Here is a 24,552-nt window from a genome sequence, read left to right on the forward strand (position 1 = left end):
CGGGGCAGCGGCTCAGTGGCCGGTCGAGCCGCCGTTGTCGCGGCGGTCGAGGGCGCGCTGGAGGGCGGCTGCGGCGTTCTTGCGGTCGGACTCGCTCGTACGGGAGATACGACGGACTCGGCGGCGGGCGGTCGTCTCGGCCATGGGAAATCGACTCCTTCGAGTTCCTGGAATGCACGACTGGAGTGCACAAAAGGGATGCGAGACGCCGGAAGAGGCGGGGAGCGGTGCCGCAGGGGTTGCCTGCTCGGGGCCCGGCTCACGACCGCCATTCGCTTGATCGAGCGAGACGTTCGGCTCCTACAAAACTAAGGGAGGAGCGCGCGTCTGTCTCCACAATTACTCGGACTTCCTACTATCTGAGACGGGGGACCTCCTCACACTGCTCTGAGCTGCGGTTTCGTGCTACCGCACGGCGGGGTGTCGCACGGGGGTCCGCGGCGCCACGATGGAGGCAGCGGCACGTCCGGGAGGGAGCCCCGATGACCACGGAACAGCCCCGCACGACCACGGAACAGCCCCCCACCCAGGTGACGACCCAGCACCGCTTCGGCGGACCGGAGGTCCTGACGGTCGAGGAGCGGCCGCGGCCCGTACCCGCGGCCGGCGAGGTGCTGGTCCGGGTGCGCGCGGCGGGCGTCGGCCCGGAGGACCGGCTGGCCCGCTCGGGGGCGGCCCCGGTGTACGGGGAGCCGCCGTTCACGCTGGGCAGGGACGTCTCCGGCGTGGTGGAGGAGGTCGGTGCGGAGGTCGTCGGGTTCCGCCCCGGCGACGAGGTGTTCGGTCCGGTCGACGGCGGCGGTCACGCCCTCCATGTCACCGCGCCGGCCGGCCGCTTCGCGCTGAAGCCCGCCCCGCTGGACCACGTCCGCGCCGCCGCCGCGCCGACGGCGACGCTCACCGCCTGGCAGGCCCTGATCGACATCGCCCGGGTCGGGCCGGGCACCCGTGTGCTGATCCACGCGGCCGCGGGCGGGGGGGGGACACACGGCGGTCCAGCTCGCCAAGGCGGAGGGCGCGTACGTCATCGGCACCGCCCGCGCCGACGATCACGCCTTCCTGCGCGACCTCGGCGCCGACGAACTCGTCGACGACAGCACCACCGACTTCACCACCGTCGTCCACGACATCGAGGTCGCCCTCGACCTGGTCGGCGGCGCCCATGGCCCGCGCACTCTGGGCACCCTGCGTCCGAAGGGCCTGCTGATCTGCGCCGTTCCCGGCGACCTGGGCCTCGCCCCGGAGGACGTGGAGGCCCGCGGGATGCGCTTCGCGGTCGTACAGGCAAAACCCTCCGCCGAACGCCTGACGAAGATCGCCGCCCTGCTGACGGACCACCGCATCCGCCTCCACGTGGACGCGACTTTCCCGCTCGCGGAGGTGGCCGAGGCGCACGAGCTGGGCGAGGCGAGCAGTGTGCGGGGCGGGGTGGTGCTGGTGATGCCGGACTGAGGCCGTCCGGGACTCAGAGCACGCCCGTGACCGCCTCCCGGAAGCCCGTCGGGTCCTCCACCCACGGCAGGTGCCCGGCCTCCCGCAGCACCACCCGCCGTCCCCGCGGCAACGCCCGCTCCAGGGAGTCCACGGCCGAGCGGGGCCGGATGTCCTCGGCGCCGTCGACGATGAGCACGGGCAGATCGAGGGCCTCGCAGGCGGCGTACAGCTCGGGGGTGCCCCAGGCGCGCCTCGTCTCGTCGTTCAGGGCCTTGTTGCACTCGGTGTTGATCCCGAACCAGGGGTCGGCCATGCGTCCCGCGTGCTCCGACGCCCGCTCGCGGTCCTCGAACTCGATCGACCACTGCAGGACCGCCCGCTCGCGGTCCCCGTCCGGCAACTCCCGCCAGCGGGCGAGCCGTTCGGGGACCTCCCCGAGGCGGGCGAGGAAGTTCTCCTTGAAGGGCCCGTGCCAGTCGGACACCGGGTCGATGCCCGTACCGCTGACGTAGACCAGCGCATCGACCCGCTCCGGACGGGCCAGCGCATAGCTCAACGCCAGCTGCGCGCCCCAGGAATGGCCGAGCAGAGCCATGCGCTCCAGCCCGAAGTGCCGTCGTACGGCGTCGAGATCGGCCACGAACCGCTCGGTGGTCCACGGCCCGGCGCACCGCTCCGACCGCCCGCAGCCACGCTGGTCCCAGCGGACGACGGCGGCCCGGTCGGCCAGCAGCTCGGCCACGTCCTCCAGTTGGTCCCACAGTCCGGGCCCGCCGTGGCACAGCACGAGGGGCCGGCCCTGTCCCTGTCCCTGCCCCTGCCCCTGCCCCTGCCGCGAAGCCCACAGCCGTACACCGTCGTCGGTCGTCACTGTCTGCGTCATGGCGCAGAGTCTGCCCGCTCCGGAACCGGCGAGGGGCCGGGCAAGTACCCGGCCCCTCTGATGTCCTGACCGACCGTCAGCCCATGTGCGGATACGTGTAGTCGGTCGGCGGGACCAGGGTCTCCTTGATGGCGCGGGTCAGCGTCCAGCGCATCAGGTTCTGGGGGGCGCCCGCCTTGTCGTTCGTGCCGGAGGAGCGGCCGCCGCCGAAGGGCTGCTGGCCGACGACGGCGCCGGTCGACTTGTCGTTGATGTAGAAGTTGCCGGCCGCGTAGCGCAGCTTGTCCATCGTGTACGCGGCGGCGGCGCGGTCGCCCGAGATGACCGAGCCGGTCAGCGCGTAGTCGGACACCGACTCCATCTGGGTCAGCATCTCGTCGTACCTGTCGTCCTCGTAGACGTGCACGGCGAGGATCGGGCCGAAGTACTCGGTGGTGAAGACCTCGTTCTCCGGGTCCGCGCACTCGATGACGGTCGGCCGGACGAAGTAGCCGGTCGAGTCGTCGTACGAGCCGCCCGCGACGATCGTGCAGGCCGGGTCCGCCTTCGCGCGGTCGATGGCCGCCTTGTTCTTGGCGAACGCGCGCTCGTCGATGACCGCGCCGATGAAGTTGGACAGGTCGGTGACGTCACCCATGGTGATGTAGTCGACCTCGGCGGCGAACTCCTCGCGGAAACCGTTGTTCCAGATCGACGCCGGGATGTACGCCCGGGAGGTCGCCGAACACTTCTGGCCCTGGTACTCGAAGGCACCGCGGGTCAGGGCGGTCTTGAGGATCGCGGGGTCGGCGCTCGGGTGGGCGACGACGAAGTCCTTGCCGCCGGTCTCGCCGACCAGGCGCGGGTAGGAGCGGTACTTCTCGATGTTGGCGCCGACCGTCTTCCACAGGTACTGGAAGGTCTTGGTGGAGCCGGTGAAGTGGATGCCGGCGAGGTCGCGGTGCTCCAAGGCGACCTTGGAGACCTCGATGCCGTCGCCGGTGACGAGGTTGATGACGCCCTTGGGCAGACCGGCCTCCTCGAGGATCTGCATGAGGAGCACGGCGGCGTGCGTCTGGGTCGGGCTCGGCTTCCACACCACCACGTTGCCCATGAGCGCGGGCGCGGTCGGCAGGTTGCCCGCGATCGCCGTGAAGTTGAACGGCGTGATCGCGTAGACGAAGCCTTCCAGCGGGCGGTGGTCGAGGCGGTTCCAGACGCCCGGGGAGTTGGCGGGGGGCTGCTCGGCGAGCAGGTCACGGGCGTACTTGACGTTGAAGCGCCAGAAGTCGACCAGTTCGCAGGGGGTGTCGATCTCGGCCTGCTGGGCGGTCTTCGACTGGCCCAGCATGGTCGAGGCGGCCAGCGTCTCGCGCCAGGGCCCGGCCAGCAGCTCGGCGGCGCGCAGGATGATCGCCGCGCGGTCGTCGAAGGACATCGAACGCCAGGCGGGCGCGGCGGCGAGGGCCGCGTCGATGGCGTCCTGGGCGTCCTGCTGGGTGGCGTTGCCGTACGTCCCGAGGACGGCCTTGTGGTTGTGCGGCTGCACGACGTCGAACCGCTCGCCGCCGCCGAGCCGCTTCTCGCCGCCGATCGTGCACGGCAGGTCGACCGGGTTCTCGGCCAGCTCCTTCAGCTTGGCCTCCAGCCGGGCCCGTTCGGGCGAGCCGGGGGCGTAGCCGTGCACCGGCTCGTTGACGGGGGTGGGGACCTGGGTCACAGCGTCCATGAGTTCCGTAACTCCTTACTGAGCGGGTGTTTCGAGCGGGGTGCGGGATCGGCCGTTCGTGACCTCAGCCCTTGCTGATCATGCTGCGGGCGAAGAAGCGCAGATTGGCCGGCTTCTCCGCCAGGCGGCGCATGAAGTAGCCGTACCAGTCGGTGCCGTACGCGGTGTAGACGCGCATCCGATGACCTTCGGCGGCGAGCCGCAGGTGTTCGTCGCTCCGGATGCCGTACAGCATCTGGAACTCGTACTCGTCGAGCTTGCGGCCGGACTGCCGGGCGAGTTCCTGGGCGATGGAGATGAGGCGCGGGTCGTGGGAGCCGATCATCGGGTACCCCTCGCCCGCCATCAGGGCCTTCAGGATCCGGACGTACGCCTTGTCGATCTCGTGTTTCTGCTGGTAGGCGACCTCGGCGGGCTCCTTGTACGCCCCCTTCACCAGGCGCACGCGGCTGCCGTTCCCGGCGAGGCGGCGGGCGTCGGCCTCGGTGCGGAAGAGGTAGGCCTGGATGACGCAGCCGGTCTGCGGGAAGTCCTTCCGCAGCTCCTCGTGGATCGCGAACATCGAGTCGAGGGTGGTGTGGTCCTCCGCGTCGAGCGTGACGGTCGTCCCGATGGCGGCCGCGGCCTCGACGACGGGCCGGACGTTGGCGAGAGCCAGCTCGTGCCCGCCCGCGAGCGCCTGCCCGAACATCGACAGCTTGACGGACAACTCCGCGCGGGTGCCCAGCTCCAGCTGCTTCAGCCGGTCGACCAGCTCCAGGTACGCGTCCCGCGCGGCGGCGGCCTGCCCGGGCGTGGTGATGTCCTCGCCGACGACGTCCATCGTCAGCTCCAGCCCTCGGTCGGTCAGCTCCCGGACGATCGGCACGATCTCGTCGACGGTCTCACCCGGGATGAAGCGGTCCACGACCTGCCTGGTCACCGGGGCCGCCGAGATCAGCCGTCGTATCCGGTCGCTGCGCGACGCGGCGAGAATCACGGGACCCAGCACGGGGCACCTCCACAGGAGCAGCGGATGGCCGGGACCCGGTCATTCGGGTACGGCACGGAGAACCACCGTGAAACCTAAGGATCCCTCCGATCGTCTGCCATCGACAGCTGTCACGCATCCGTGCCGCAGATCTCAGACAGATGTATGAAGGGCGCGCGAAATGCGGGAGAATGCCCGGGTGACGACGTCGGAGTACAAGGACCACAAGGGCGACTACCAGGAACTGGTCGACGAGATCTCGGAGCTCCTCGGCGCACCGGCGACGCTGGAGAACCGTGACTTCGAGCTGATCGCCTTCGGGGCGTACGACAGCGAGGGCGAGCTGGACGCCTCCGCCCTGGACCCGGTGCGCACGCGCTCGATCCTGACCCGGCGCTCCACGGCCGCGGTCCGCACCTGGTTCGAGGGCTTCGGCATCACCCGGGCGACCGCCCCGGTCCGCATTCCGCCCACCCCGGAGGCGGGGGTGTACCGCGGACGAATCTGTCTCCCCGTACGCCATCGCGGTGTCGTCCTCGGCTACGTCTGGCTGCTGGACGACGACCCCGGGCCGACCGATCGGCAACTGACCGCCGCCATGGAGGTGACGACCCGGATCGGCGCCCTGCTCGCGGACGAGGCGCAGCACGGGGCGGACCTCTCGCGGGAACTCCGTGCGGTGCTCACCGCCGAGCGCGACTGGCAGCGCGACATGGCGGTCGCCGAACTCCGCACCGCCCTCGGCCCCCGCGCCGACACCCTCCACACGGTGATCTGCGTGACCCCCTGGCCCTCCGCCGACCCGGACGACGCCCCCTCCGTCCGTACGGTCCCGGGAGCGACGGCCTTGTGCACGCTGCCCTGGGGGACGACGGCCACGGCGCTGGCCCTGCTGGTACGGCTGCGTTCGGCGGACGTGATGACACCGGCGACGTCGGCGGCGGGGCGGTTGCTGGAGCGGGCGCGGAGCACCGGCGCCGCCGCCGGCATCGCGGCGGCCCGTGCCGGGCTGGTGGACCTGGGCGTCGCCTGGCGGGAGGCCGCGGCCGCCGCCCGCGCGGCCCTCGCGGAACCCCACCTCGGCCCGATCGCCGAGTGGTCGTCCATCGGCCCGTACCGCCTCCTGACCTCCCTCCCCCCGGAAACGGCCCACGACCCCGCCGTACGCACCCTCCTCTCCCCCACCCACCACGAACTGGCCCGCACGGCCGAGGTCTACCTCGACTGCGCGGGCCAGGCGGGCCGCACGGCGGCGGAGCTGGGGATCCATCGCCAGACGCTGTACTACCGGTTGTCGCGGGTGGAGCAGCTGACGGGGTTGGACCTGGACGACGGGGAGGATCGGCTGTTGCTGCACATGGCGTTGAAGGGGGCGCGGCTCTAGGGTCAGGTGGCCGCAGCCGCCGTCCGGCGACGACCGGGTGAGTCATGCGAGGAGCATCAGGGGTGCACGTCCGCTTCGAGGCCAGTTGGTGCGGGAGCGAGCTGGGGGATTACCGCGCCTGCTCCGCCACCTACGCCGACTATCCCCACGACTCCTTGCCGCCACTGGACGCGGAGCGCTTCAAGGGAACCTTCGAATGGCTCGGGGATCACACCGGGACCTCCGCGGCCCGCGTCACCAGGCTCGAAGCCGTATCGGCGGACCTCGACCGGCAGGGGCTGTCGCTGCCCCTGGACTACATCGCCTACTTCACCTCGGCGAAGCTTCCGGACGTTCTGGGCGACCACGCGTTGACCTGCTGCTGGAACAGCCTTTCCGGGCCGATACCCAGCCCGGTCGAACCGGGCGCCTTCCTCGTCCGGTTCTTCCGCGACCAACAGGACTGCGTCCTCTGGTACTTCTATCTGCGCCCCGGCAGCTCACCCTTCGTCGTGCACTCCCACCTCGAGTACGAAGCGGAGTACGAAGCCCACGCCAGCCAAGGCGAGTTCAACGGGGACAGCGACATCGAGGACCTGGAGGAGCAGATGGAAGCCCTCCAGTACTGCGCTCCGAGCTTCGAGGAGTGGGCGTACCGCTTCTGGATCGAGAACCGCATCGTCGAAGCCCTCGACCATGACGGTGAACCGGCACTCGACGAGGACCAGCGCGCCTACCTGAGCCACTACCGGCACTGAGACACCGAGCTCACAGGCACTCTTGTCTCCTGTTGCCGAAAAGGGCCAGCTGTTGAAAACGATTGTCATCGTGCTACGGTCAGCGCACACTCACCCCTTGACCACCCCTTTACCCGGAGGGCCCCGTGCGCCTGCCCGCTCACCGCCTGCTCCCCGCCACCGCCCTCACGGCCGCCTCCGCCCTGCTCACCGGCTGCTTCGCCGGTGCGGAGTCGGCCACGGGAGACGCCGGGGGTGGCAAGCGCATACGTGTCGCGATGATGCAGCCCCCGCGCTCCGGGCTGTCGCCGCTGTCCGACGACGCGTTCAAGCTGTCGCGCTGGTCGACGGCCGAGACGCTCGTGAAGCTGGACGAGGAGGGGGACGCCGAGCCCGCGCTGGCGACCAAGTGGACGCAGTCGGGGCGGAGTTGGACCTTCACCGTCAGAGACGGGGTCACCTTCCACGACGGTACGGAGCTCACCGCCGAGGACGTCGTCCGCTCGCTCACCGAGGCCGCCGGTGCCTCCCCCAAGCCCCGCATCCTCGACGGCGTCGAGCTGACGGCGAAGGCCGGGGGCAAGGACACGGTCGTCGTCACCACCGGCGACGAGGACCCCCTCGTCCCGCAGCGGCTCAGCTCCCCGCAGCTGTCGATCCTCGCGGCGAAGGCGTACGAGGGGAAGACGGTCAGCCCCGTCGGCGCCGGCACCGGCCCCTTCGAGCTGACCAAGGTCAACGGCACCTCCTCGGCCACCCTCGACCGCTACGACGCCTACTGGGGCGGCAAGGCCAAGTCCCCCGGTATCGACGTGCGGTTCGTGCCGGACGGCACCGCCCGCGCCGCCGCCCTGCGCAGCGGCGAGGCCGACATCGCCGAGGCGGTGCCGGTGTCGCAGGCCGCGCTGCTGGACGAGGACCTGATCACCGAGGTCCCGATGCCGCGCACCAACACGCTCTACCTGAACACCGAGAAAGGCGTCTTCAAGGACGCCTCGCTGCGCGCCGCCGCCCGTGCGGCGATCGACGCCGAGTCGATCGTGAAGGGTGTGTACGAGGGGCGCGCCGACGTCGCCGAGGGGCTGCTGGGACCCGCGCTGCCGTGGGCGGCCGACCTGCGCACACCGGTGTCCCACGCCATGGCGGGCAACCCGTCCGGGAAGTCCCTCACCATCGGCACCTTCACCGACCGCGCCGAACTCCCCGAGGTCGCGGCCATCCTCCAGCAACAGCTCCAGAAGGCCGGCTTCAAGGTGAAGCTGGACGTCCGCGAGTACGCCAACATCGAATCCGACGCGCTGGCGGGCGAGTTCGACGCGTTCATCCTCTCCCGCGCCACCGTCTTGGACTCCGGCGACCCGGCCGCCTACCTCTACAGCGACTTCGCCTCCGACGGCTCCTTCAACCTCTCCCAGCTCGCGGACCCGACCGTGGACAAGGCCCTGACGAAGGCGGGCGGCACCCAGGCCGGCGAGGCTCGCCGCAAGGCCGTGATCGAAGCCGAGGCCGCCGTGCTCGCCACCGACGCGGCCGTGCCGATGCTGCACGAGCGGGTGATCCAGGGCGACGCCGCCGGGGTCACGGCCGCCGCCCACGACCCCCGTGAGCGGGAGCTGATCACGGCGGACACGTACGTCAAGTGAGGCTCCGCACACGAGCGGCCGGGGCGACCCGGGCCCTCTGCCTCCTCGCCGTCCTGACCACCGTCGGCCTGCTGCCCTGGCTCTCCGGCCGGGACCCCGCCCTGGCGGTCCTGCGCGCCCGCTCCGCCGAGCAGGAGCCGACCGAGGAGGCCCTGGACTCCGTACGACAGGATCTCGGGCTCGACGCGGGCCCCCTGTCGCTGCTGGGGAACTGGGCCTCGGACCTGCTGCGCGGGGACCTCGGCACGTCCTGGGTCTCCGGTACCGACGTCCTGCCGTCCGTCACCGCCGGGCTTCAGGTGTCGCTCGGGCTGATGGGCGCGGCCTTCGCGGTCGCGGTGCTGCTGGCGTGCGCGCTGGTCGCGCCCGTGCTGGTGCGGGGGCGCGGGTCGGCGGGGGCGTGGGCCGCGATGGCGGCGGCGTTGCCGGAGTTCCTGCTGGCCACCCTCGCGTTGCTGGTGTGCGGGGTGTGGCTGGGGTGGCTGCCGACGTCCGGCTGGCAGGGACCCGAGTACATGGTGCTGCCCGCGCTGGCTCTCGGCGTCCCTGCGGGCGGTCTGCTCGGCCGGCTGGTCGCGGACGCGCTGCCGGCCGTGCTGGACGAGCGGTGGGTGGAGCTGTGGCGGGGCGCCGGAGTCGGCCGGCGCACCATCTCGGCGGCCGCGCTCAAGCGCGTACTCCCGCCGCTGGTACCGCAGTTCGGGATGGTGGCCGTAGGACTGACGGGAGGCGCGGTCGCCGTCGAGACCGTGTTCGCGGTGCCCGGCATCGGCCGTACGGCGCTCGGCGCCGCCAAGTCGCAGGATCTTCCGCTGCTCCAGGGCTCGGTCCTCTCGCTGCTGCTGCTCGGCCTGGTCGCGGGCGCGGCGGCGGCTCTCGTACGGCGTCGGCTGCTGGGCCCGGCGCTGCGTGACGCCGGGCTGTCGCTGCCGCCGGTGCGGCCGGTCCGTACCCACCCGGTGATCCCGTTGACACTGCTCACCGTGCTGACCGTGACCATCGGCTGGGGCCTGCTGCGCGACCCGTACACCGTGGACACGACCGCCCGCCTGGCGGCGCCCTCCTGGTCGCACCCGCTCGGCACCGACGGTCTCGGCCGGGACGTGCTCGCCCGGCTCGGGCACGGCGCGGCCCCGACCGTCGGCACCGCGGCGGCCGTATGCCTGCTCAGCCTGCTGGTCGCGCTGGCGCTCGGCTTCCTGCCCGGCGTCGCGGCCGGCGCGGCGGACATCGCGAACGCGCTGCCCCCGGTGATCGTCGGCATCCTGGTCGCCGCGGCGGCCGGACCCGGCACCGGCGGGGCGGCCCTCGCGGTCGCGCTGATCTCCTGGCCGCCCCTGGCCGCGCACGCGGCGGCGCTGGTGCAGGAGGTCCGGGCGTCCTCCTTCCTCACCGCCCAACGCGCCATCGGCGCCTCCCCGTCGTGGATCCTCACCCGGCACGTGCTGCCGTCGGTGGCCGCGCCCGTCGCCCGGCACGCCCTCCTCCGGCTGCCCGGCATCGCCCTCGCCCTGGCCTCCCTCGGCTTCCTGGGCCTCGGCGCACAGCCGCCGGCCCCCGAGTGGGGCCTGCTCCTCGACGAGTCCCGCGCCTACGTGGAACGCGCCCCGTGGGCGGCCCTCGCCCCGGCGGTGGCCCTGGCGCTGCTGGCGGGGCTCGCGGTGTCGGGCGCGGCGTACGCACAGGGTCGTCGGAACACCGGGCGGGGCACGAAGAAGCGCGTCACGAAGCGCGGCACTAAGCGCGTCACTAAGCACGTCACGAAGGACAAGGAGGCCCTCGTTGAGGTCTGAGGCACTGCTCTCGGTACGCGATCTCCGCATCGCCTTCGACGGCGTCGAGGCCGTCCGCGGCCTGTCCTTCGACGTCCGCCCGCGCGAAGTCCTCGCCGTGGTCGGCGAGTCGGGCGCGGGGAAGTCCCTCACGGCCCGCGCCCTCCTCGGCATGCTCCCCCCGGGCGCGACGGTCGGCGGGACCGTCCGGCTCCTGGGCGAGACCGACCTCGCCGCCCAGCGCGGCCGCCGTATCGCCCTCGTCCCGCAGGACGCCCTCTCCGCCCTCTCCCCCGTGCACCGGGTGGGCGACCAACTCGCCGCCGCCGTACGGTCGGTGGCCCGCGTCTCCCGGAGGGAAGCCCGGGCCCGGGCGGTGGCCGCGCTCGCCCGCGTCGGTATCCCGGACGCCGCCAACAAGGCCCGCGCCTATCCGCACGAGTTCTCCGGCGGCATGCGGCAGCGCGCGGTGATCGCGATGGCGACCATCAACGAACCGGACGTCCTCGTCGCCGACGAACCGACCACCGCGCTGGACGAGGAGCGCCGCGACCAGGTGCTCCGGGTGCTCGGCGAGCAGCGCGAGGCGGTCGGGGCGGCACTCGTCCTGGTCACCCACGACCTGGACGTCGTACGACAGCACGCGGACCGCGCGCTGGTGATGTACGCCGGGCGCCTGACCGAACTCGGCCCGGCGGAAGAGGTGTTGACCCGGCCCCTGGCCCCTTACACGGCAGGCCTCCTGGCCTCACTCCCCGAGCATGCGCGCGGCCGCCGCCTGCCCACGCTCCCCGGCACCCCGCCCGCCCCGGGCGCCCTGCCCGCGGGCTGTGCCTTCGCGCCGCGCTGCCCGCTCGCCGCGGAGGCCTGCCACCACGAGGAGCCGGAGCCGGTCCCGGTGGATGAGCGGCTGGTCGCCTGTCACCGATGGGCACAAGTCCCGGACCTCGCCGTCGAGTTGTTCATGGAGAAACCGCATGCCTCTTCTTCTTGAGGTCCGCGACCTCGTCGTCCGCTACGGACCGGTCACGGCGGTGGATCACGTCTCCTTCTCCCTGGAGGCCGGCGAGACCCTCGCCCTCAACGGCCCCTCCGGCTGCGGCAAGTCCTCCACGGCGCTGGCGGTACTGCAACTGCGCCGCCCGGACGGCGGCCAAGTCGGCTTCGAGGGCCGGGAGTTGACCACCTTGACCGAACGCGAGCTGCGCCCCCTCCGCCCGCGCATGCAGCCCGTCTTCCAGGATCCGTACGGCTCCCTCAGCCCCCGCCACCGCATCCGCGACGCGGTCGCGGAACCGCTGAAGGTCCAGGGCCGCTGGAACGCGGAGACCGGCCCCGCCCGCGTGGCCGAACTCCTCGACCGGGTCGGCCTCGACCCGTCGTACGGCGACCGCCACCCGCACGAACTCTCCGGCGGCCAGTGTCAGCGCGCCGGCATCGCCCGCGCGCTCGCCTCCGAGCCGCGCCTGCTGGTCCTCGACGAACCGGTGTCGGCCCTCGACCCGTCGGTGCGGGCCGGCGTGCTGAACCTGCTCGCCGACCTCCAGGACGAGCTGGGGCTCGGCTACCTGTTCATCTGTCACGACCGGGCGGTCGTACGGCACTTCGCGGACCGGGTGATCGAGATGCGGGAGGGGCGGGTCAGCTCTTCGTGGCTCCGGCGATCACCTGGCGCAGCCCCTCGGTGAGTTGCTCCGCGCCGGGTGCGGTCTCGGGGTCGAAGCTCCACTGCGCGATGAGGCCGGTCATCAGGGTCACGTAGAACAGGCCGAGCGTGTCCGCCGTCTCGTCGGAGACGTCCTCCTCGCGCCCGCCCATGAGCAGCGGGACGAGCCCGCGCCCGGCCTCGCGCTGGGCGCGCGCCAGGTGATCGCGCACCTCGGGCATCTGGTCGCCCATGACCACGACCTCCATGCTGAGGTGCCAGATGGAACCCGGTTTACGCATGGTACCGACGATGTTCGACCACACCTCCTGGAACCGTTCGAGAGAGCCGGGCTCGGCGCTCAGGCCGGCCCCGTCCCCCTCGAAGGCATCGCCCATGTCCTCGACGATCGACACGTAGGCCTGCGCGAGCAGCGCGTCCTTCGAGCCGTAGTGGTAGCCGATGGACGCCAGGTTCGTCCCCGACTCCTTGACGATGTCGCGTGCCGTCGTGCGGGCGAAGCCCTTCTGCAGGAGGCAGCGCTTGGCGCCTTCGAGCAGATCCTCACGGTGTCCCATGCGAGCCACCTTACCGCCGCCGCATACAACCGTCCCAGACGCTCGTCTTATACATCCGTTCTAGACAAGCGTTTAATACGTGCGTACATTCCTCCGCATGACGACGAACCCGACGAGCACTTCTGTGGGCCCCCGAGCCGGGCGCCGCCAATGGACCGCCTTCGGCGTGCTGATGCTTCCGCTGCTGCTGGTCTCCATGGATGTCTCGGTCCTCTACTTCGCGATCCCGGCGATCAGCGCGGACCTGGAGCCGAGCGGCACCCAGCAGCTGTGGATCTTCGACATCTACGCCTTCGTGCTGGCCGGCCTGCTGATGACGATGGGCTCACTCGGCGACCGCATCGGCCACCGCAGGCTCCTCCTGATCGGCGCCGCCGCCTTCGGCGCGGCCTCGCTGGTGGCGGCGTACGCGAACAGCGCCGAGACCCTGATCGCCGCCCGCGCGGTCCTCGGCATCGGCGGCGCGACCCTGATGCCGTCGACGATCGCGCTGACCCGCACGATGTTCACCGACCCCGGACAGCGTGCGAAGGCGATCGGCATGTGGTCCGGCGTGATGACGGCCGGCATCGCACTCGGCTCGGTCATGAGCGGTGTGCTGGTCGAGTACTTCTGGTGGGGCTCGGTCTTCCTGGTCAACCTGCCCGCGATGACCCTGCTGCTGCTCCTCGGGCGAGTGCTGCTCCCCGAGTCCAAGAACCCCGAGCCCGGCCGCTTCGACTGGCCGAGCGCCCCGCTGTCGATGGCCGCCGTGCTCCCCGTGGTCTACGGCCTCAAGGAGATCCCGTCCGAGGGCTGGAACGTCCGCTACGTCGTCTCGATCACCGTCGGTCTGCTCTTCGCGGCCCTCTTCGTCCACCGCCAGCGCACCGCCGCCTCGCCGATGATCTCCCCAGCCCTGTTCCGCGGCCGCGGCTTCGCACCCGCCGTCGCCCTGAACCTGGTCTCGGCGTTCGGGATCATGGGGTCGGCCTACTTCACCACGCAGTACCTGCAGTCGGTGCTCGACAAGAGCGCGCTGGAGGCGGCCCTGTGGGCGCTGCTGCCGTCGCTGCCCATCGCGGCGGCGGCCCCGGTCGCCGCCGCCCTGGTCCAGCGGGGCGTCGACCGCGCCCACGTCGTCACCGCGGGCTTCGCGATCTCCGCGGGCGGCTTCGCACTGCTGTCCCTCGCCGGCACGGACTCGATGTGGCTGGTGCTGGCCGCGTGCGCTGTCCTCGCCGTCGGCGGCGTCATCGTGATGTCCCAGCTCATGGACCTCGCGATGGGCACCGCCCCGGTGGAGCGGGCGGGCTCCGCCTCCTCGCTGATGGAGACGGGCGCGGAGTTCGGCGGCGCGCTGGGCATGGCGGTGCTCGGAGCGATCGGTGCGGCGGTCTACCGGCACGAGATTCCGGGCTCGGCGCCCGACGTGGCCCACGAGACGCTGGGCGGGGCGCTGGCCGTGGCCGACCAGGTGCCCGGGCTGGCCACGGCCGCTCGGGAGGCGTTCACCAGTGGGATGCAGGGGGCGGCGATCGCCGGAGCGGTGGTCTTGGCGGGGGCCGCCGTGCTGGCGGCGGTGACGCTGCGACGGGTCGAGGTGCACGGCAAAACGCCGGACGAGCCGAGTTGCCTCAGCTCATCCGGCGTTTGAAGGTCCACCTGTCAGCCCACCGAGTCGGGCGGCGGGTGGGCATAGGCCGGGGGTCCGGGGGTCCGGGGGCGGAGCCCCCAGGTACGGCAACCCGGCCGACGGCCACTCTCAGACCAGGTTCACCGCACGCGCGGACGTCGCGCCGATCTCCGCCTCGACCTCGGCCAGCACCCCGGCGGGCACGGTGTCGTCCACGGTCAGCACGGCCAGCGCCTCGCCGCCCGCCACCGCCCGCGACACCTGCATACCGGCGATGTTGATGCCGGCCTCGCCGAAGACCCGGCCCACCGTGCCGACGACGCCAGGACGGTCCTCGTACCGCAGGACGACCATGTGGTCGGCGAGCGCGAGGTCGACGTCGTACTCGCCGACCGCGACGAGCTTCTGCAGGTGCTTCGGGCCGGCCAGCGTGCCGGAGACCGCGACCTCCTCGCCGCTGCCGAGCGTGCCGCGCACAGTCACCACGTTGCGGTGGTCTGCCGACTCCGAGCTGGTCGTCAGACGCACCTCGACACCGCGCTCCTGCGCGAACAGCGGGGCGTTGACGTACGACACGGTCTCGTCGACGACGTCCTCGAAGACGCCCTTCAAAGCAGACAGCTCCAGCACCTTCACATCGTGCTGGGTGATCTCGCCGTACACCTCGACGTCCAGGCGGACCGCGACCTCACCGGCGAGCGCCGTGAAGATACGGCCGAGACGCTCGGCGAGCGGCAGACCCGGCTTGACGTCCTCGGCGATGACTCCGCCCTGGACGTTCACCGCGTCCGGGACCAGCTCGCCGGCCAGGGCCAGGCGCACCGACCTGGCGACGGCGATACCGGCCTTCTCCTGCGCCTCGTCGGTCGACGCGCCGAGGTGCGGGGTGCAGACGACCTGGTCGAGCTCGAACAGCGGGGAGTCGGTGCACGGCTCCTTCGCGTACACGTCCAGGCCGGCGCCGGCGACGCGGCCCTCCTTGAGCGCCGAGTACAGCGCTTCCTCGTCGACGATCCCGCCGCGCGCGGCGTTGACGATGCGCACCGACGGCTTGACCTTGTGCAGCGCCTCGTTGCCGATGAGACCGAGGGTCTCGGGGGTCTTCGGCAGGTGCACGGTGATGAAGTCGGCGACCTCGAGCAGCTCGTCCAGCGACAGCACCTTGACGCCCATCTGCGCGGCCCGCGCGGGCTGCACATAGGGGTCGTAGGCGACGACCTTCATGCCGAAGGCCGACATCCGCTGGGCGACGAGCGCGCCGATGCGGCCCAGACCCACGACTCCGAGGGTCTTCTCCGCGAGCTCGACACCCGTGTACTTGCTGCGCTTCCACTCGCCGTTCTTCAGGGCGGTGTTGGCCTGCGGGATGTGGCGCGCGGTGGCGAGCAGGAGGCCACAGGCCAGCTCGGCGGCGGTCACGATGTTGGAGGTGGGGGCGTTGACGACCATGACGCCGGCCTTGGTGGCGGCGGAGACGTCGACGTTGTCCAGGCCGACGCCGGCACGTGCGACGACCTTCAGCTTGTTGGCGGCGGCGATGGCCTCGGCGTCGACCTTGGTGGCCGACCGGATCAGGATCGCGTCCACGTCGGCGATGGCGGGCAGCAGCTCGGCCCGGTCCGCGCCGTTGACGTGCCGGATCTCGAAGTCCGGGCCCAGGGCGTCGACGGTCGCGGGCGACAGCTCTTCAGCGATGAGTACGACAGGTTTCGAGCTCACGTGAGTCCTCACAGGTCCATTGCGGACGGCCGTCCCGACGGCCGCAGGCGGTGGAGGGTAGCCGCGTGGAAGACGCACGACACTGTGTGCCCGACGCGTTTGTAATGCAGCAGTCTAGTGCCGCGACGGAGGTCGTCTTACGCCTCCACGGAAGGATCACTCGTCCGTGGCTGGACGCCGTGGACAAGCGGTAACCGGTGGTTCGGCGAGGGGGCCGCGGCCATGCGCCGCGGCCCCGTCCCCACTGCTTACGCCTCGTCGTCGTTCACCCACGACATGAGCTTGCGCAGCTCCTTGCCGGTGGTCTCCAGCAGGGAGTCGGCGTCCTGCTGCTTGTACTCGTTGTACTTCTTCAGACCGCCGTGGTACTCGGCCATCCACTCGCGGGCGAAGGTGCCGTCCTGGATCTCGGCGAGGACCTTCTTCATCTCGGCCTTGGTGGCGTCCGTGATGATCCGCGGGCCGGTGACGTAGTCGCCCCACTCGGCGGTCTCGGAGACCGACCAGCGCATCTTGTCCAGGCCGCCCTCGTACATGAGGTCCACGATCAGCTTCAGCTCGTGCAGGCACTCGAAGTACGCGATCTCCGGCTGGTAGCCCGCCTCGGTCAGCGTCTCGAAACCGGCCTTGACCAGCGCGGCCGTACCACCGCACAGGACGACCTGCTCACCGAACAGGTCGGTCTCGGTCTCCTCGGTGAAGGTCGTCTTGATGACGCCGGCGCGGGTGCCGCCGATGCCCTTCGCGTACGAGAGGGCCAGCTCGAAGGCGCTGCCGGTCGCGTCCTGCTCGACGGCCGCGATACACGGAACGCCGCGGCCCTCCTCGTACTGACGGCGCACCAGGTGGCCCGGGCCCTTGGGGGCGACCATGCAGACGTCGATGCCGGCCGGGGGCTTGATGAAGTCGAAGCGGATGTTCAGGCCGTGACCGAAGAAGAGGGCGTCGCCGTCCTTGAGGTTGTCCTTGATGGACTCCTCGTAGACCTGGGCCTGGATCGGGTCCGGGACCAGGATCATGATGACGTCGGCCTCGGCGGCGGCCTCGGCCGGGGTGACCACGCGCAGGCCCTGCTCCTCGGCCTTCGCCTTGGACTTGGAGCCCTCGTGCAGACCGACACGCACGTCGACACCCGAGTCACGGAGCGACAGCGCGTGGGCGTGGCCCTGGCTGCCGTAACCGATGACCGCGACCTTGCGGCCCTGGATGATGGACAGGTCGGCGTCGGCGTCGTAGAACAGCTCGGCCACTTTGGGTTCTCTCCTTGTGTGCAGGTGTTGCGTCCCACCGTATGACGGCGGGCGGAAGTCGAGTTTCGGGGTCTCGGTATACGGGCGGTCGGTGGTCGCCGACCGCCCGTTCCCGTTGTTAGGCGGACCGGTCCAGGGCGCGCAGCGACCGGTCGGTGATCGAACGCGAACCGCGGCCGATCGCGATCGTGCCGGACTGGACGAGCTCCTTGATGCCGAACGGCTCCAGCATCTTCAGCATCGCCGACAGCTTGTCGCCGCTGCCGGTGGCCTCGATGGTGACGGCCTCCGGGGAGACGTCGACCGTCTTGGCGCGGAACAGCTGGACGATCTCGACGATCTGGGAGCGCGTCTCGTTGTCGGCGCGCACCTTCACCAGAACGAGTTCCCGCTGAACGGCGGATCCGGCCTCCAGCTCGACGATCTTCAGCACGTTGACGAGCTTGTTGAGCTGCTTGGTGACCTGTTCGAGCGGCAGTTCCTCGATCACGTTCACCACGATGGTGATACGGGAGATCTCGGGGTGCTCGGTGACGCCGACGGCGAGCGAGTCGATGTTGAAGCCGCGGCGGGAGAACAGGGCGGCGATCCGGGCGAGGATGCCGGGCGTGTTCTCCACCAGGACGGAGAGCGTGTGCTTGGACATGTCTCTTGGGTCTCTCTCGCTCAGTCGTCTTCGTTGTCGCCGAAGTCGGGGCGGACGTCCCGGGCGGCCATGATCTCGTCGTTGGAGGTGCCGGCGGCGACCATCGGCCACACCATGGCGTCCGCGTGGACGATGAAGTCGATGACGACGGGGCGGTCGTTGATGGAGTTGGCCTCTTCGATGACCTTGTCGAGGTCGTCCGGGGACTCGCAGCGGATCGCGTAGCAGCCCATGGCCTCCGACAGCTTCACGAAGTCGGGGATGCGGGTGCCGGCGCTCGGCTCCTTGCCGTTGGACTCGGGGCCGCTGTGCAGCACGGTGTTGGAGTAGCGCTGGTTGTAGAAGAGGGTCTGCCACTGGCGGACCATCCCGAGGACGCCGTTGTTGATGATGGCGACCTTGATCGGGATGTTGTTCAGGGCGCAGGTGGTGAGCTCCTGATTGGTCATCTGGAAGCAGCCGTCGCCGTCGATCGCCCAGACGGTCTGCGCGGGCGCGCCCGCCTTGGCACCCATGGCGGCCGGCACCGCGTAGCCCATCGTTCCGGCGCCGCCGGAGTTCAGCCAGGTCGCGGGCTTCTCGTACTGGATGTAGTGCGCGGCCCACATCTGGTGCTGGCCCACGCCCGCCGCGAAGATCGTGCCCTCGGGGGCGAGCTGGCCGATGCGCTCGATGACCTGCTGGGGGGAGAGCGAGCCGTCGTCGGGCTGGTCGTAGCCCAGCGGGTAGGTCTCGCGCCAGCGGTTGAGGTCCTTCCACCAGGCGCTGTAGTCGCCCCGGTGGCCTTCGCTGTGCTCCTTCTGGACGGCCTGGACCAGGTCCGCGATGACCTCGCGGGCGTCACCCACGATCGGCACGTCGGCGGCGCGGTTCTTACCGATCTCCGCCGGGTCGATGTCGGCGTGGACGATCTTGGCGTACGGGGCGAAGCTGTCCAGCTTGCCGGTGACACGGTCGTCGAAGCGGGCTCCGAGGGCGACGATCAGGTCGGCCTTCTGCAGCGCGGTGACGGCGGTGACCGCACCGTGCATGCCCGGCATTCCCACGTTCAGCGGGTGGCTGTCGGGGAATGCGCCGAGCGCCATCAGGGTGGTGGTGACGGGCGCTCCGGTGAGTTCGGCGAGGACCTTCAGTTCGGCGGTGGCATGGGCCTTCAGGACACCGCCGCCGACGTAGAGGACGGGCCGCTTGGCCTGGGTGATCAGCTTGGCGGCCTCGCGGATCTGCTTGGCGTGCGGCTTGGTCACCGGGCGGTAGCCGGGCAGGTCCAGGACCGGCGGCCAGGAGAAGGTCGTCCGCGCCTGGAGGGCGTCCTTGGCGATGTCGACCAGGACCGGGCCGGGGCGGCCGGTGGCGGCGATGTGGAACGCCTGCGCGATCACCCGCGGGATGTCCTCGGCCTTGGTGACCAGGAAGTTGTGCTTGGTGATCGGCATGGTGATGCCGACGATGTCCGCCTCCTGGAAGGCGTCCGTGCCGATCGCCTTGGAGGCCACCTGGCCGGTGATCGCCACGAGCGGCACCGAGTCCATGTGGGCGTCCGCGATCGGCGTCACCAGGTTGGTGGCACCGGGGCCGGAGGTCGCCATGCAGACGCCGACCTTGCCGGTGGCCTGCGCGTAACCGGTGGCCGCGTGGCCGGCGCCCTGCTCGTGCCGGACCAGGACGTGGCGCACCCGTGAGGAGTCCATCAGCGGGTCGTACGCCGGGAGGATCGCACCACCGGGAATACCGAATACCGTCTCGGCGCCGACCTCCTCGAGAGAGCGGATGAGGGACTGCGCGCCCGTGACGTTCTCGGGGGCGGGCTGGTGTCCTCCGGATCGGGGCCGCGGCTGCGGATGATGGGCCCCGGTGGCCTGCTCGGTCATCGTCATTCTCTTCTCGATGCTGAGGGTTTTTGCGAGGTTTGTGCGGTGTACGGCTCTTGTACAGCAGGTGTCTGTGCAACAAAAAACCCCTCGTGCCGTGAGGCAAGCGAGGGGAGCGCGCCGGGTGCGGTCGCTGGGAGTTCCGGGTCCGTCCGGAGGTCACCAGCGTCAGCCGACGCGCTTTCCAAGTACGAGAATTCGGGTGCGCATGGGTCTGACCCTCCCCCCGGCGCACACTCACTGTCAAGTGGGTGGGACGGGAGTCTCATTATGTGAGCGGAGGGTGGTTCCGCCACCGAAAACCGCCGGCACACCACCGGTGTACACCCCCGCACCGCCACCCGCGAACGCGGGCTCCGCCGGTCCGTGCGGCACCGGATAGTGGCCGGATCCGAGCGCTCTGCGCAGCCGGTACTCGTCCAGCGGGCCGGAGAACGCCATGCCCTGCCCGTGCGTGCACCCCATCGCGCGCAGCGCCACCACCTGTTCCGGCAGGTCCACGCCCTCGGCCACGGACTTGAGCCCGAGATCGCCGGCGATGCGCAGCAGCCCACCGGTGATCTTGTGCAGCCGGGCCGACTCGACGACGCCCTCGACCAGACCGCGGTCGAGCTTGAGTACGTCGACGGGGAGCCTGCGCAGGGCCGTGATGGCCGCGTACCCGCTTCCGAAGCCGTCCAGGGCGATCCGGACGCCGAGCCTGCGCAGGGCGCTCAGACGGCGCTCCAGCTCGTCCAGCGGAACCCGGGGGTCGGTGTCGGACAGCTCGATGACCAGCGCCCCGGACGGCAGCCCGTGCCGGGTCAGCAAGGCCTCGATCGAGGCGAGCGGCATCGAGCGGTCCAGCAGCCGGCGCGCGCCCATCCGCACCGCGACCGGCACGGCCAGCCCGTTGGCGGCGCGCTCGGCAGCCTGTTCCACGGCCTCCTCCAGGACCCAGCGCCCCAGCTCGGCCGTCTTGTCGCTGTCCTCGGCCACCCGCAGGAACTCGGCGGGCGTGAACAGCACGCCCTGCGAGGAGCGCCAGCGCGCCTGGGCGGCGACCGAGGTGATCCGGCCGTCCTCCAGGCACACCACGGGCTGGTGCAGCAGCGTGAACTCGCCGTCGTTCAGGGCGGCACGCAGACGGGTGGCCAGCTCCGCCTTGCGGACGACGTCCTGCTGCATCTGTGGGGCGTACAGCTCGACGCGGCCCTTGCCGCCCGCCTTGGCGCGGTACATGGCCAGGTCGGCGTTGCGCAGGATCTCGCCAGCGCCGAGGCCGGGCTCGGCGAAGGCGACGCCGATGGAGGCGTTGACGCGGACGTCGTTGCCGTCGATGAGGTAGGGCTGGGAGAGCGTGATCCTGAGGCGGTCGGCGAGCTCCATGATGTGGCGCTCCCGGGCGGAGCGGTCACGGGCGCCGTCGCCGACGATCAGGGCCGCGAACTCGTCGCCGCCCAGCCGGGAGGCGGTGTCCCCCTGCCGGACCGCGTCCTGGAGTCTGCGGGCGGCCTGGACGAGCAGTTCGTCCCCGGCCTGGTGCCCGATCGTGTCGTTGACGGCCTTGAAGCCGTCCAGGTCGATGAAGAGCACCGCCGTGCCCCGCAGGGCGGCGCCGCGGTCGGTGGAGCGGCGGCCGGACAGGGCCTGCTGGACCCGCTTGGTGAACAGGGCGCGGTTGGGCAGGTCGGTCAGCGGGTCGTGCTCGGCGTTGTGCTGGAGTTGCGCCTGCAGGCGCACCCTTTCGGTCACGTCCCGGCTGTTGAAGATGAGGCCGCCGTGGTGCCGGTTGACGGTGGACTCGACGTTGAGCCAGCCGCCGTCGCCGGAGCGGAACCGGCACTCGATGCGCGTGGTGGGTTCTTCCAGTGGGCTGGCGGCGAGGAAGCGGCGCACCTCGTGCACCACGCAGCCCAGGTCCTCCGGGTGGATGAGGCCGGCCAGTTCCGTTCCCACCAGGTCCTCCGCGGGACGTCCGTAGACTCCGGCGGCGGCCGGGGAGACGTACCGGAGGATGCCGTTCGGTGCGGCGATCATGATGACGTCGCTGGAGCCCTGCACCAGGGAGCGGAAGTGGTTCTCCTTCTGCGCCAGCTCCTGGGTGAGGGTGATGTTGTCGAGCAGCATGATGCCCTGGCGCACGACGAGGGCGAGCACCACCGTGCCGCCGGTGAGGAGCACCACGCGGTCGACGCTGCGGCCGCTCAGGACGTTGTAGAGGATCCCGAGCGTGCAGACGGCGGCGGCGAGATAGGGCGTGAGGGCGGCCAGCGAACCGGCGATCGGACGGGCGGCCGGGTACCGGCTGTGATCACCTCCCCGTGCGGGGCCCGGGGGCTGGTGGTGGTGCGGGACGGTGCGCTGTCCCGGCACGTGTTCGTGCACCACGCGCGTGTGCCCGTCCGTCCGGCGCCGGGCCGGGTGCCGCCGTACGGCCTCCGCCTCTCCGCGTCGCGGGGCGGCCCACGGGGCGTACGCGAGCAGCAGCGAGCCGGCGAACCAGCCCGCGTCGAGCAACTGCCCGGAGCGGTAGGTGTGGTGCAGCAGTGGTGAGGTGAACAGGGCGTCGCACATCACGGTCAGGGCGAGGGCGCCGATGGCGGTGTTGACCGCCGTACGGTTCACCGCCGAGCGCCGGAAGTGCAGGGCCAGCACCATGCTGACCAGGGCGATGTCGAGCAGTGGGTAGGCGAGCGACAGCGCGGTGTGTGCCACGCTCGATCCCTCGGACTTGGCCGCCTGCGCGAGGGCGAGGCTCCAGGACAGCGTGAGCAGCGAGCCGCCGATCAGCCAGGCGTCCAGGCCGAGGCAGACCCAACCGGCCTTGGTCACCGGCCGCTTGGCGAGCACCAGCAGTCCCACGATCGCGGGCGGCGCGAAGCACAGGAAGAACAGGTCGGCGTAGCTGGGGCTGGGCACGGACCGCTCCAGGACGACCTCGTACCACCCCCAGATCAGGTTGCCCACGGCCGCCATCGCCGAGGAGAGGGCGAAGAGCAGCCAGGCGGGTCGGAAGCGGATACGGGGGTTGCGGGCGTAGAGGAAGCAGGACACGGCCGCGGCGCCGGCCGCGGCGCTCAGCCCGAAGTCGCCCATGATCAGCGCGACTTGCCGTGAGCCCCAGCCGAACGCGGAACCGACGGCGTATCCCGCGCACACCAGGGCCAGGACGAGTTGGTGGACCAAGGTCGACGCGCCGCCGAGGGCCGGTGGGCGGGTCGGCGTCGCCCCCGGCGCGGGCTGGGCCCGCAGCGGTCCGTCAAAGGTGGTCGTGGAAGGCGGGGGCGAACTCACCGGGCCCTCCCGGTCCGCGCCGCTCCCGGGTCCCTGGGGTCCCGGTGCGCTGGGTGCGCATGCCTCCTGCGGCTGCTGTGCCTGCGGTGATGATGGCTGTGACGGTGTTGGTTCTGCCGACCGTCGTGCTGACCGTGGTGACTGCCGTGGCCCGCGTGATGGCCGCGTCTGCGCGCAGCCGTGTGCCAGGGTCGCCGCCGGCGGCCCCGCCGCGTCGGATCGCTCGTCCATAGGCCGTGCATCGCCCGTCGCCCCCCTCACAGTCTGAAATGTCCATCCCCGGCGCCGAACGGTGCGCGGCGCAGCCCCTGTCGGGACGATACACCAGTCTCGTCACTCAGGGACATAGTTCCTCTACGCTCCGTGACGACCAGCACAGATGCGAGCACGGACCGCGTCCGGAGGGTTGCGGAGGGTACCGGAAACGGATTAAGCGCCTGTTGCACCCGGCGTGCGGGCCGGGCGCGCGATGCTCATCCGGGTGGTGTCACACGCCTGTTGGACCTGTCGTACGGATCACGTTGCGCAGGGGCTCCCGGTTCACGAAACGGTTCAACTGGTCCACCAGCAGTCGTTTGGCGCGTGGCAGGAACGCGGACGTCGGTCCGCCGACGTGCGGGCTGATCAGCACGCCCGGGGCCTGCCACAGGGGGTGGCCCGGGGGCAGCGGTTCGGGGTCGGTGACATCGAGGGCGGCGGTGATGCGGCCGTTCTCCAGCTCGGCGAGCAGCGCCTTGGTGTCGACGACCGGGCCGCGGGCCACGTTGACCAGCAGCGCGCCCTCCTTCATACGGCCGAGGAAGTCGGCGTTCACCAGGTGGCGGGTGGTCTCGGTGAGGGGCGTGGAGAGGACGACGACGTCCGCCTCGGGGAGCAGGGCGGGTAGTTCGGTGAGCGGATGCACCGGCCCGCGCGCCGTGGTGCGCTCGGAGCGCGCGACGCGCGCCACCCGCGCGACCTCGAACGGAACGAGCCGGTCCTCGATCGCTGATCCGATCGAGCCGTACCCCACGATGAGGACGTTCTTGTCGGCGAGCGCCGGCCGGAACCCGCCGCGCCACTCCCCCTTGTCCTGGGCCCGTACGAAGTCGGGGACGCCGCGCAGCGAGGCGAGGATCAGGGTGAGGGTGAGTTCGGCGGTGCTGGCCTCGTGCACCCCGCGCGCGTTGCACAACCGCACGCCCTGAGGCAGGTACTTGAGGCCCGGCTCGATCGCGTCGGTACCTGCCGAGAGCGTCTGCACGACCTGCACGGAGCTCAGGCGGGGTACCGGCCGCAGTCCGACCTCCATGGGCTTCATGTAGGGGACGACGTAGTACGCGCAGTCGGCCGGGTCCGCGGGAAAGTCCTCATCGCCGTTCCAGAAGCGGTAGTTCAGGCTCTCGGGGAGCCCTTCGATGTCTTCCGGCGGGATGGGCAGCCACACGTCAGCAGTCATGGTC

At 71.1% G+C, this 24,552-nt stretch carries 19 protein-coding genes and 1 pseudogene; 9 read left to right on the forward strand and 11 right to left on the reverse strand.

Annotated features, from left to right (window positions below; all coding sequences use genetic code 11):
• Positions 1-12: 12 nt before the first annotated feature.
• Positions 13-144 (reverse strand): hypothetical protein, encoded by a 132-nt coding sequence (locus OG252_RS16845; protein WP_107091473.1) that lies wholly within the window; start codon positions 142-144, stop codon positions 13-15.
• 338 nt (positions 145-482) lie between these two features.
• Between OG252_RS16845 and OG252_RS16850 the strand changes: the two are divergent.
• A pseudogene (locus OG252_RS16850) lies at positions 483-725 on the forward strand (alcohol dehydrogenase catalytic domain-containing protein); the annotation flags it as partial.
• A 301-nt stretch (positions 726-1,026) separates the two neighbouring features.
• A complete protein-coding gene (locus OG252_RS16855) occupies positions 1,027-1,452 on the forward strand; it encodes a zinc-binding dehydrogenase (protein WP_329345151.1) in 426 nt (141 codons plus the stop codon).
• A 13-nt stretch (positions 1,453-1,465) separates the two neighbouring features.
• Here OG252_RS16855 and OG252_RS16860 read toward each other — a convergent pair whose 3' ends face one another.
• The 3 genes from OG252_RS16860 to OG252_RS16870 form a co-directional block, all read right to left on the reverse strand.
• Complete coding sequence (locus OG252_RS16860; RefSeq protein WP_329336974.1) at positions 1,466-2,317, reverse strand: alpha/beta fold hydrolase; 852 nt, start codon at positions 2,315-2,317, stop codon at positions 1,466-1,468.
• 76 nt (positions 2,318-2,393) lie between these two features.
• Positions 2,394-4,025, reverse strand: a complete 1,632-nt coding sequence (gene pruA / locus OG252_RS16865) for an L-glutamate gamma-semialdehyde dehydrogenase (RefSeq protein ID WP_329336975.1) — start codon at positions 4,023-4,025, stop codon at positions 2,394-2,396.
• Positions 4,026-4,089: 64 nt separating this feature from the next.
• Positions 4,090-5,016, reverse strand: coding sequence for a proline dehydrogenase family protein (locus OG252_RS16870; protein ID WP_329336977.1), 927 nt, complete (start codon positions 5,014-5,016; stop codon positions 4,090-4,092).
• Between the two features lie 160 nt (positions 5,017-5,176).
• Here OG252_RS16870 and OG252_RS16875 point away from each other — a divergent pair, with 160 nt between their 5' ends.
• The 6 genes from OG252_RS16875 to OG252_RS16900 all read left to right on the forward strand — a co-directional run bounded on the left by OG252_RS16875 (position 5,177) and on the right by OG252_RS16900 (position 12,198).
• The gene (locus OG252_RS16875) at positions 5,177-6,379 is read left to right on the forward strand and encodes a helix-turn-helix domain-containing protein (RefSeq protein ID WP_266433431.1); all 1,203 of its coding nucleotides are present in this window, start codon (positions 5,177-5,179) and stop codon (positions 6,377-6,379) included.
• Positions 6,380-6,441: 62 nt separating this feature from the next.
• A complete protein-coding gene (locus OG252_RS16880; RefSeq protein ID WP_329336979.1) occupies positions 6,442-7,116 on the forward strand; it encodes a hypothetical protein in 675 nt (224 codons plus the stop codon).
• A gap of 125 nt (positions 7,117-7,241) precedes the next feature.
• Entirely contained in the window at positions 7,242-8,738 is a 1,497-nt protein-coding gene (locus OG252_RS16885) for an ABC transporter substrate-binding protein (RefSeq protein WP_329336981.1), read from the forward strand.
• Complete coding sequence (locus tag OG252_RS16890) at positions 8,735-10,531, forward strand: ABC transporter permease subunit (protein ID WP_329336982.1); 1,797 nt, start codon at positions 8,735-8,737, stop codon at positions 10,529-10,531. Before OG252_RS16885 ends, OG252_RS16890 begins: the two co-directional genes overlap by 4 nt.
• Entirely contained in the window at positions 10,521-11,504 is a 984-nt protein-coding gene (locus OG252_RS16895; RefSeq protein WP_329336984.1) for an ABC transporter ATP-binding protein, read from the forward strand. The genes OG252_RS16890 and OG252_RS16895 overlap by 11 nt, the downstream gene beginning before the upstream one ends.
• A complete protein-coding gene (locus OG252_RS16900; protein ID WP_329336986.1) occupies positions 11,488-12,198 on the forward strand; it encodes a dipeptide/oligopeptide/nickel ABC transporter ATP-binding protein in 711 nt (236 codons plus the stop codon). Before OG252_RS16895 ends, OG252_RS16900 begins: the two co-directional genes overlap by 17 nt.
• On the opposite strand, the gene OG252_RS16905 is transcribed toward OG252_RS16900, so the two are convergent.
• Positions 12,152-12,733, reverse strand: a complete 582-nt coding sequence (locus OG252_RS16905) for a TetR/AcrR family transcriptional regulator (RefSeq protein WP_266433447.1) — start codon at positions 12,731-12,733, stop codon at positions 12,152-12,154. The two genes, OG252_RS16900 and OG252_RS16905, sit on opposite strands and share 47 nt — an antisense overlap.
• 97 nt (positions 12,734-12,830) lie before the next feature.
• Here OG252_RS16905 and OG252_RS16910 point away from each other — a divergent pair, with 97 nt between their 5' ends.
• Positions 12,831-14,369: an MFS transporter gene (locus tag OG252_RS16910; RefSeq protein ID WP_329336989.1), complete on the forward strand. Its 1,539-nt coding sequence runs from the start codon at positions 12,831-12,833 to the stop codon at positions 14,367-14,369.
• Between the two features lie 108 nt (positions 14,370-14,477).
• On the opposite strand, the gene serA is transcribed toward OG252_RS16910, so the two are convergent.
• The 6 genes from serA to OG252_RS16940 form a co-directional block, all read right to left on the reverse strand.
• A complete protein-coding gene (serA, locus tag OG252_RS16915; RefSeq protein WP_266433464.1) occupies positions 14,478-16,067 on the reverse strand; it encodes a phosphoglycerate dehydrogenase in 1,590 nt (529 codons plus the stop codon).
• A 248-nt stretch (positions 16,068-16,315) separates the two neighbouring features.
• Entirely contained in the window at positions 16,316-17,317 is a 1,002-nt protein-coding gene (gene ilvC / locus OG252_RS16920; protein ID WP_266433466.1) for a ketol-acid reductoisomerase, read from the reverse strand.
• Positions 17,318-17,435: 118 nt separating this feature from the next.
• Complete coding sequence (gene ilvN / locus OG252_RS16925) at positions 17,436-17,963, reverse strand: acetolactate synthase small subunit (protein ID WP_266433468.1); 528 nt, start codon at positions 17,961-17,963, stop codon at positions 17,436-17,438.
• 20 nt (positions 17,964-17,983) lie between these two features.
• Positions 17,984-19,840, reverse strand: a complete 1,857-nt coding sequence (locus tag OG252_RS16930) for an acetolactate synthase large subunit (protein WP_266433470.1) — start codon at positions 19,838-19,840, stop codon at positions 17,984-17,986.
• Positions 19,841-20,077: 237 nt separating this feature from the next.
• Positions 20,078-23,110 carry a putative bifunctional diguanylate cyclase/phosphodiesterase gene (locus OG252_RS16935; RefSeq protein WP_329336996.1) on the reverse strand — a complete coding sequence of 1,011 codons (3,033 nt, stop codon included), beginning with the start codon at positions 23,108-23,110 and terminating at the stop codon, positions 20,078-20,080.
• A gap of 487 nt (positions 23,111-23,597) precedes the next feature.
• Positions 23,598-24,548, reverse strand: a complete 951-nt coding sequence (locus OG252_RS16940; RefSeq protein WP_329336998.1) for a 2-hydroxyacid dehydrogenase — start codon at positions 24,546-24,548, stop codon at positions 23,598-23,600.
• Between the last annotated feature and the right edge of the window lie 4 nt (positions 24,549-24,552).

The sequence above is a fragment of the Streptomyces sp. NBC_01352 genome, from assembly GCF_036237295.1.
Lineage (GTDB): Bacteria > Actinomycetota > Actinomycetes > Streptomycetales > Streptomycetaceae > Streptomyces > Streptomyces plumbiresistens.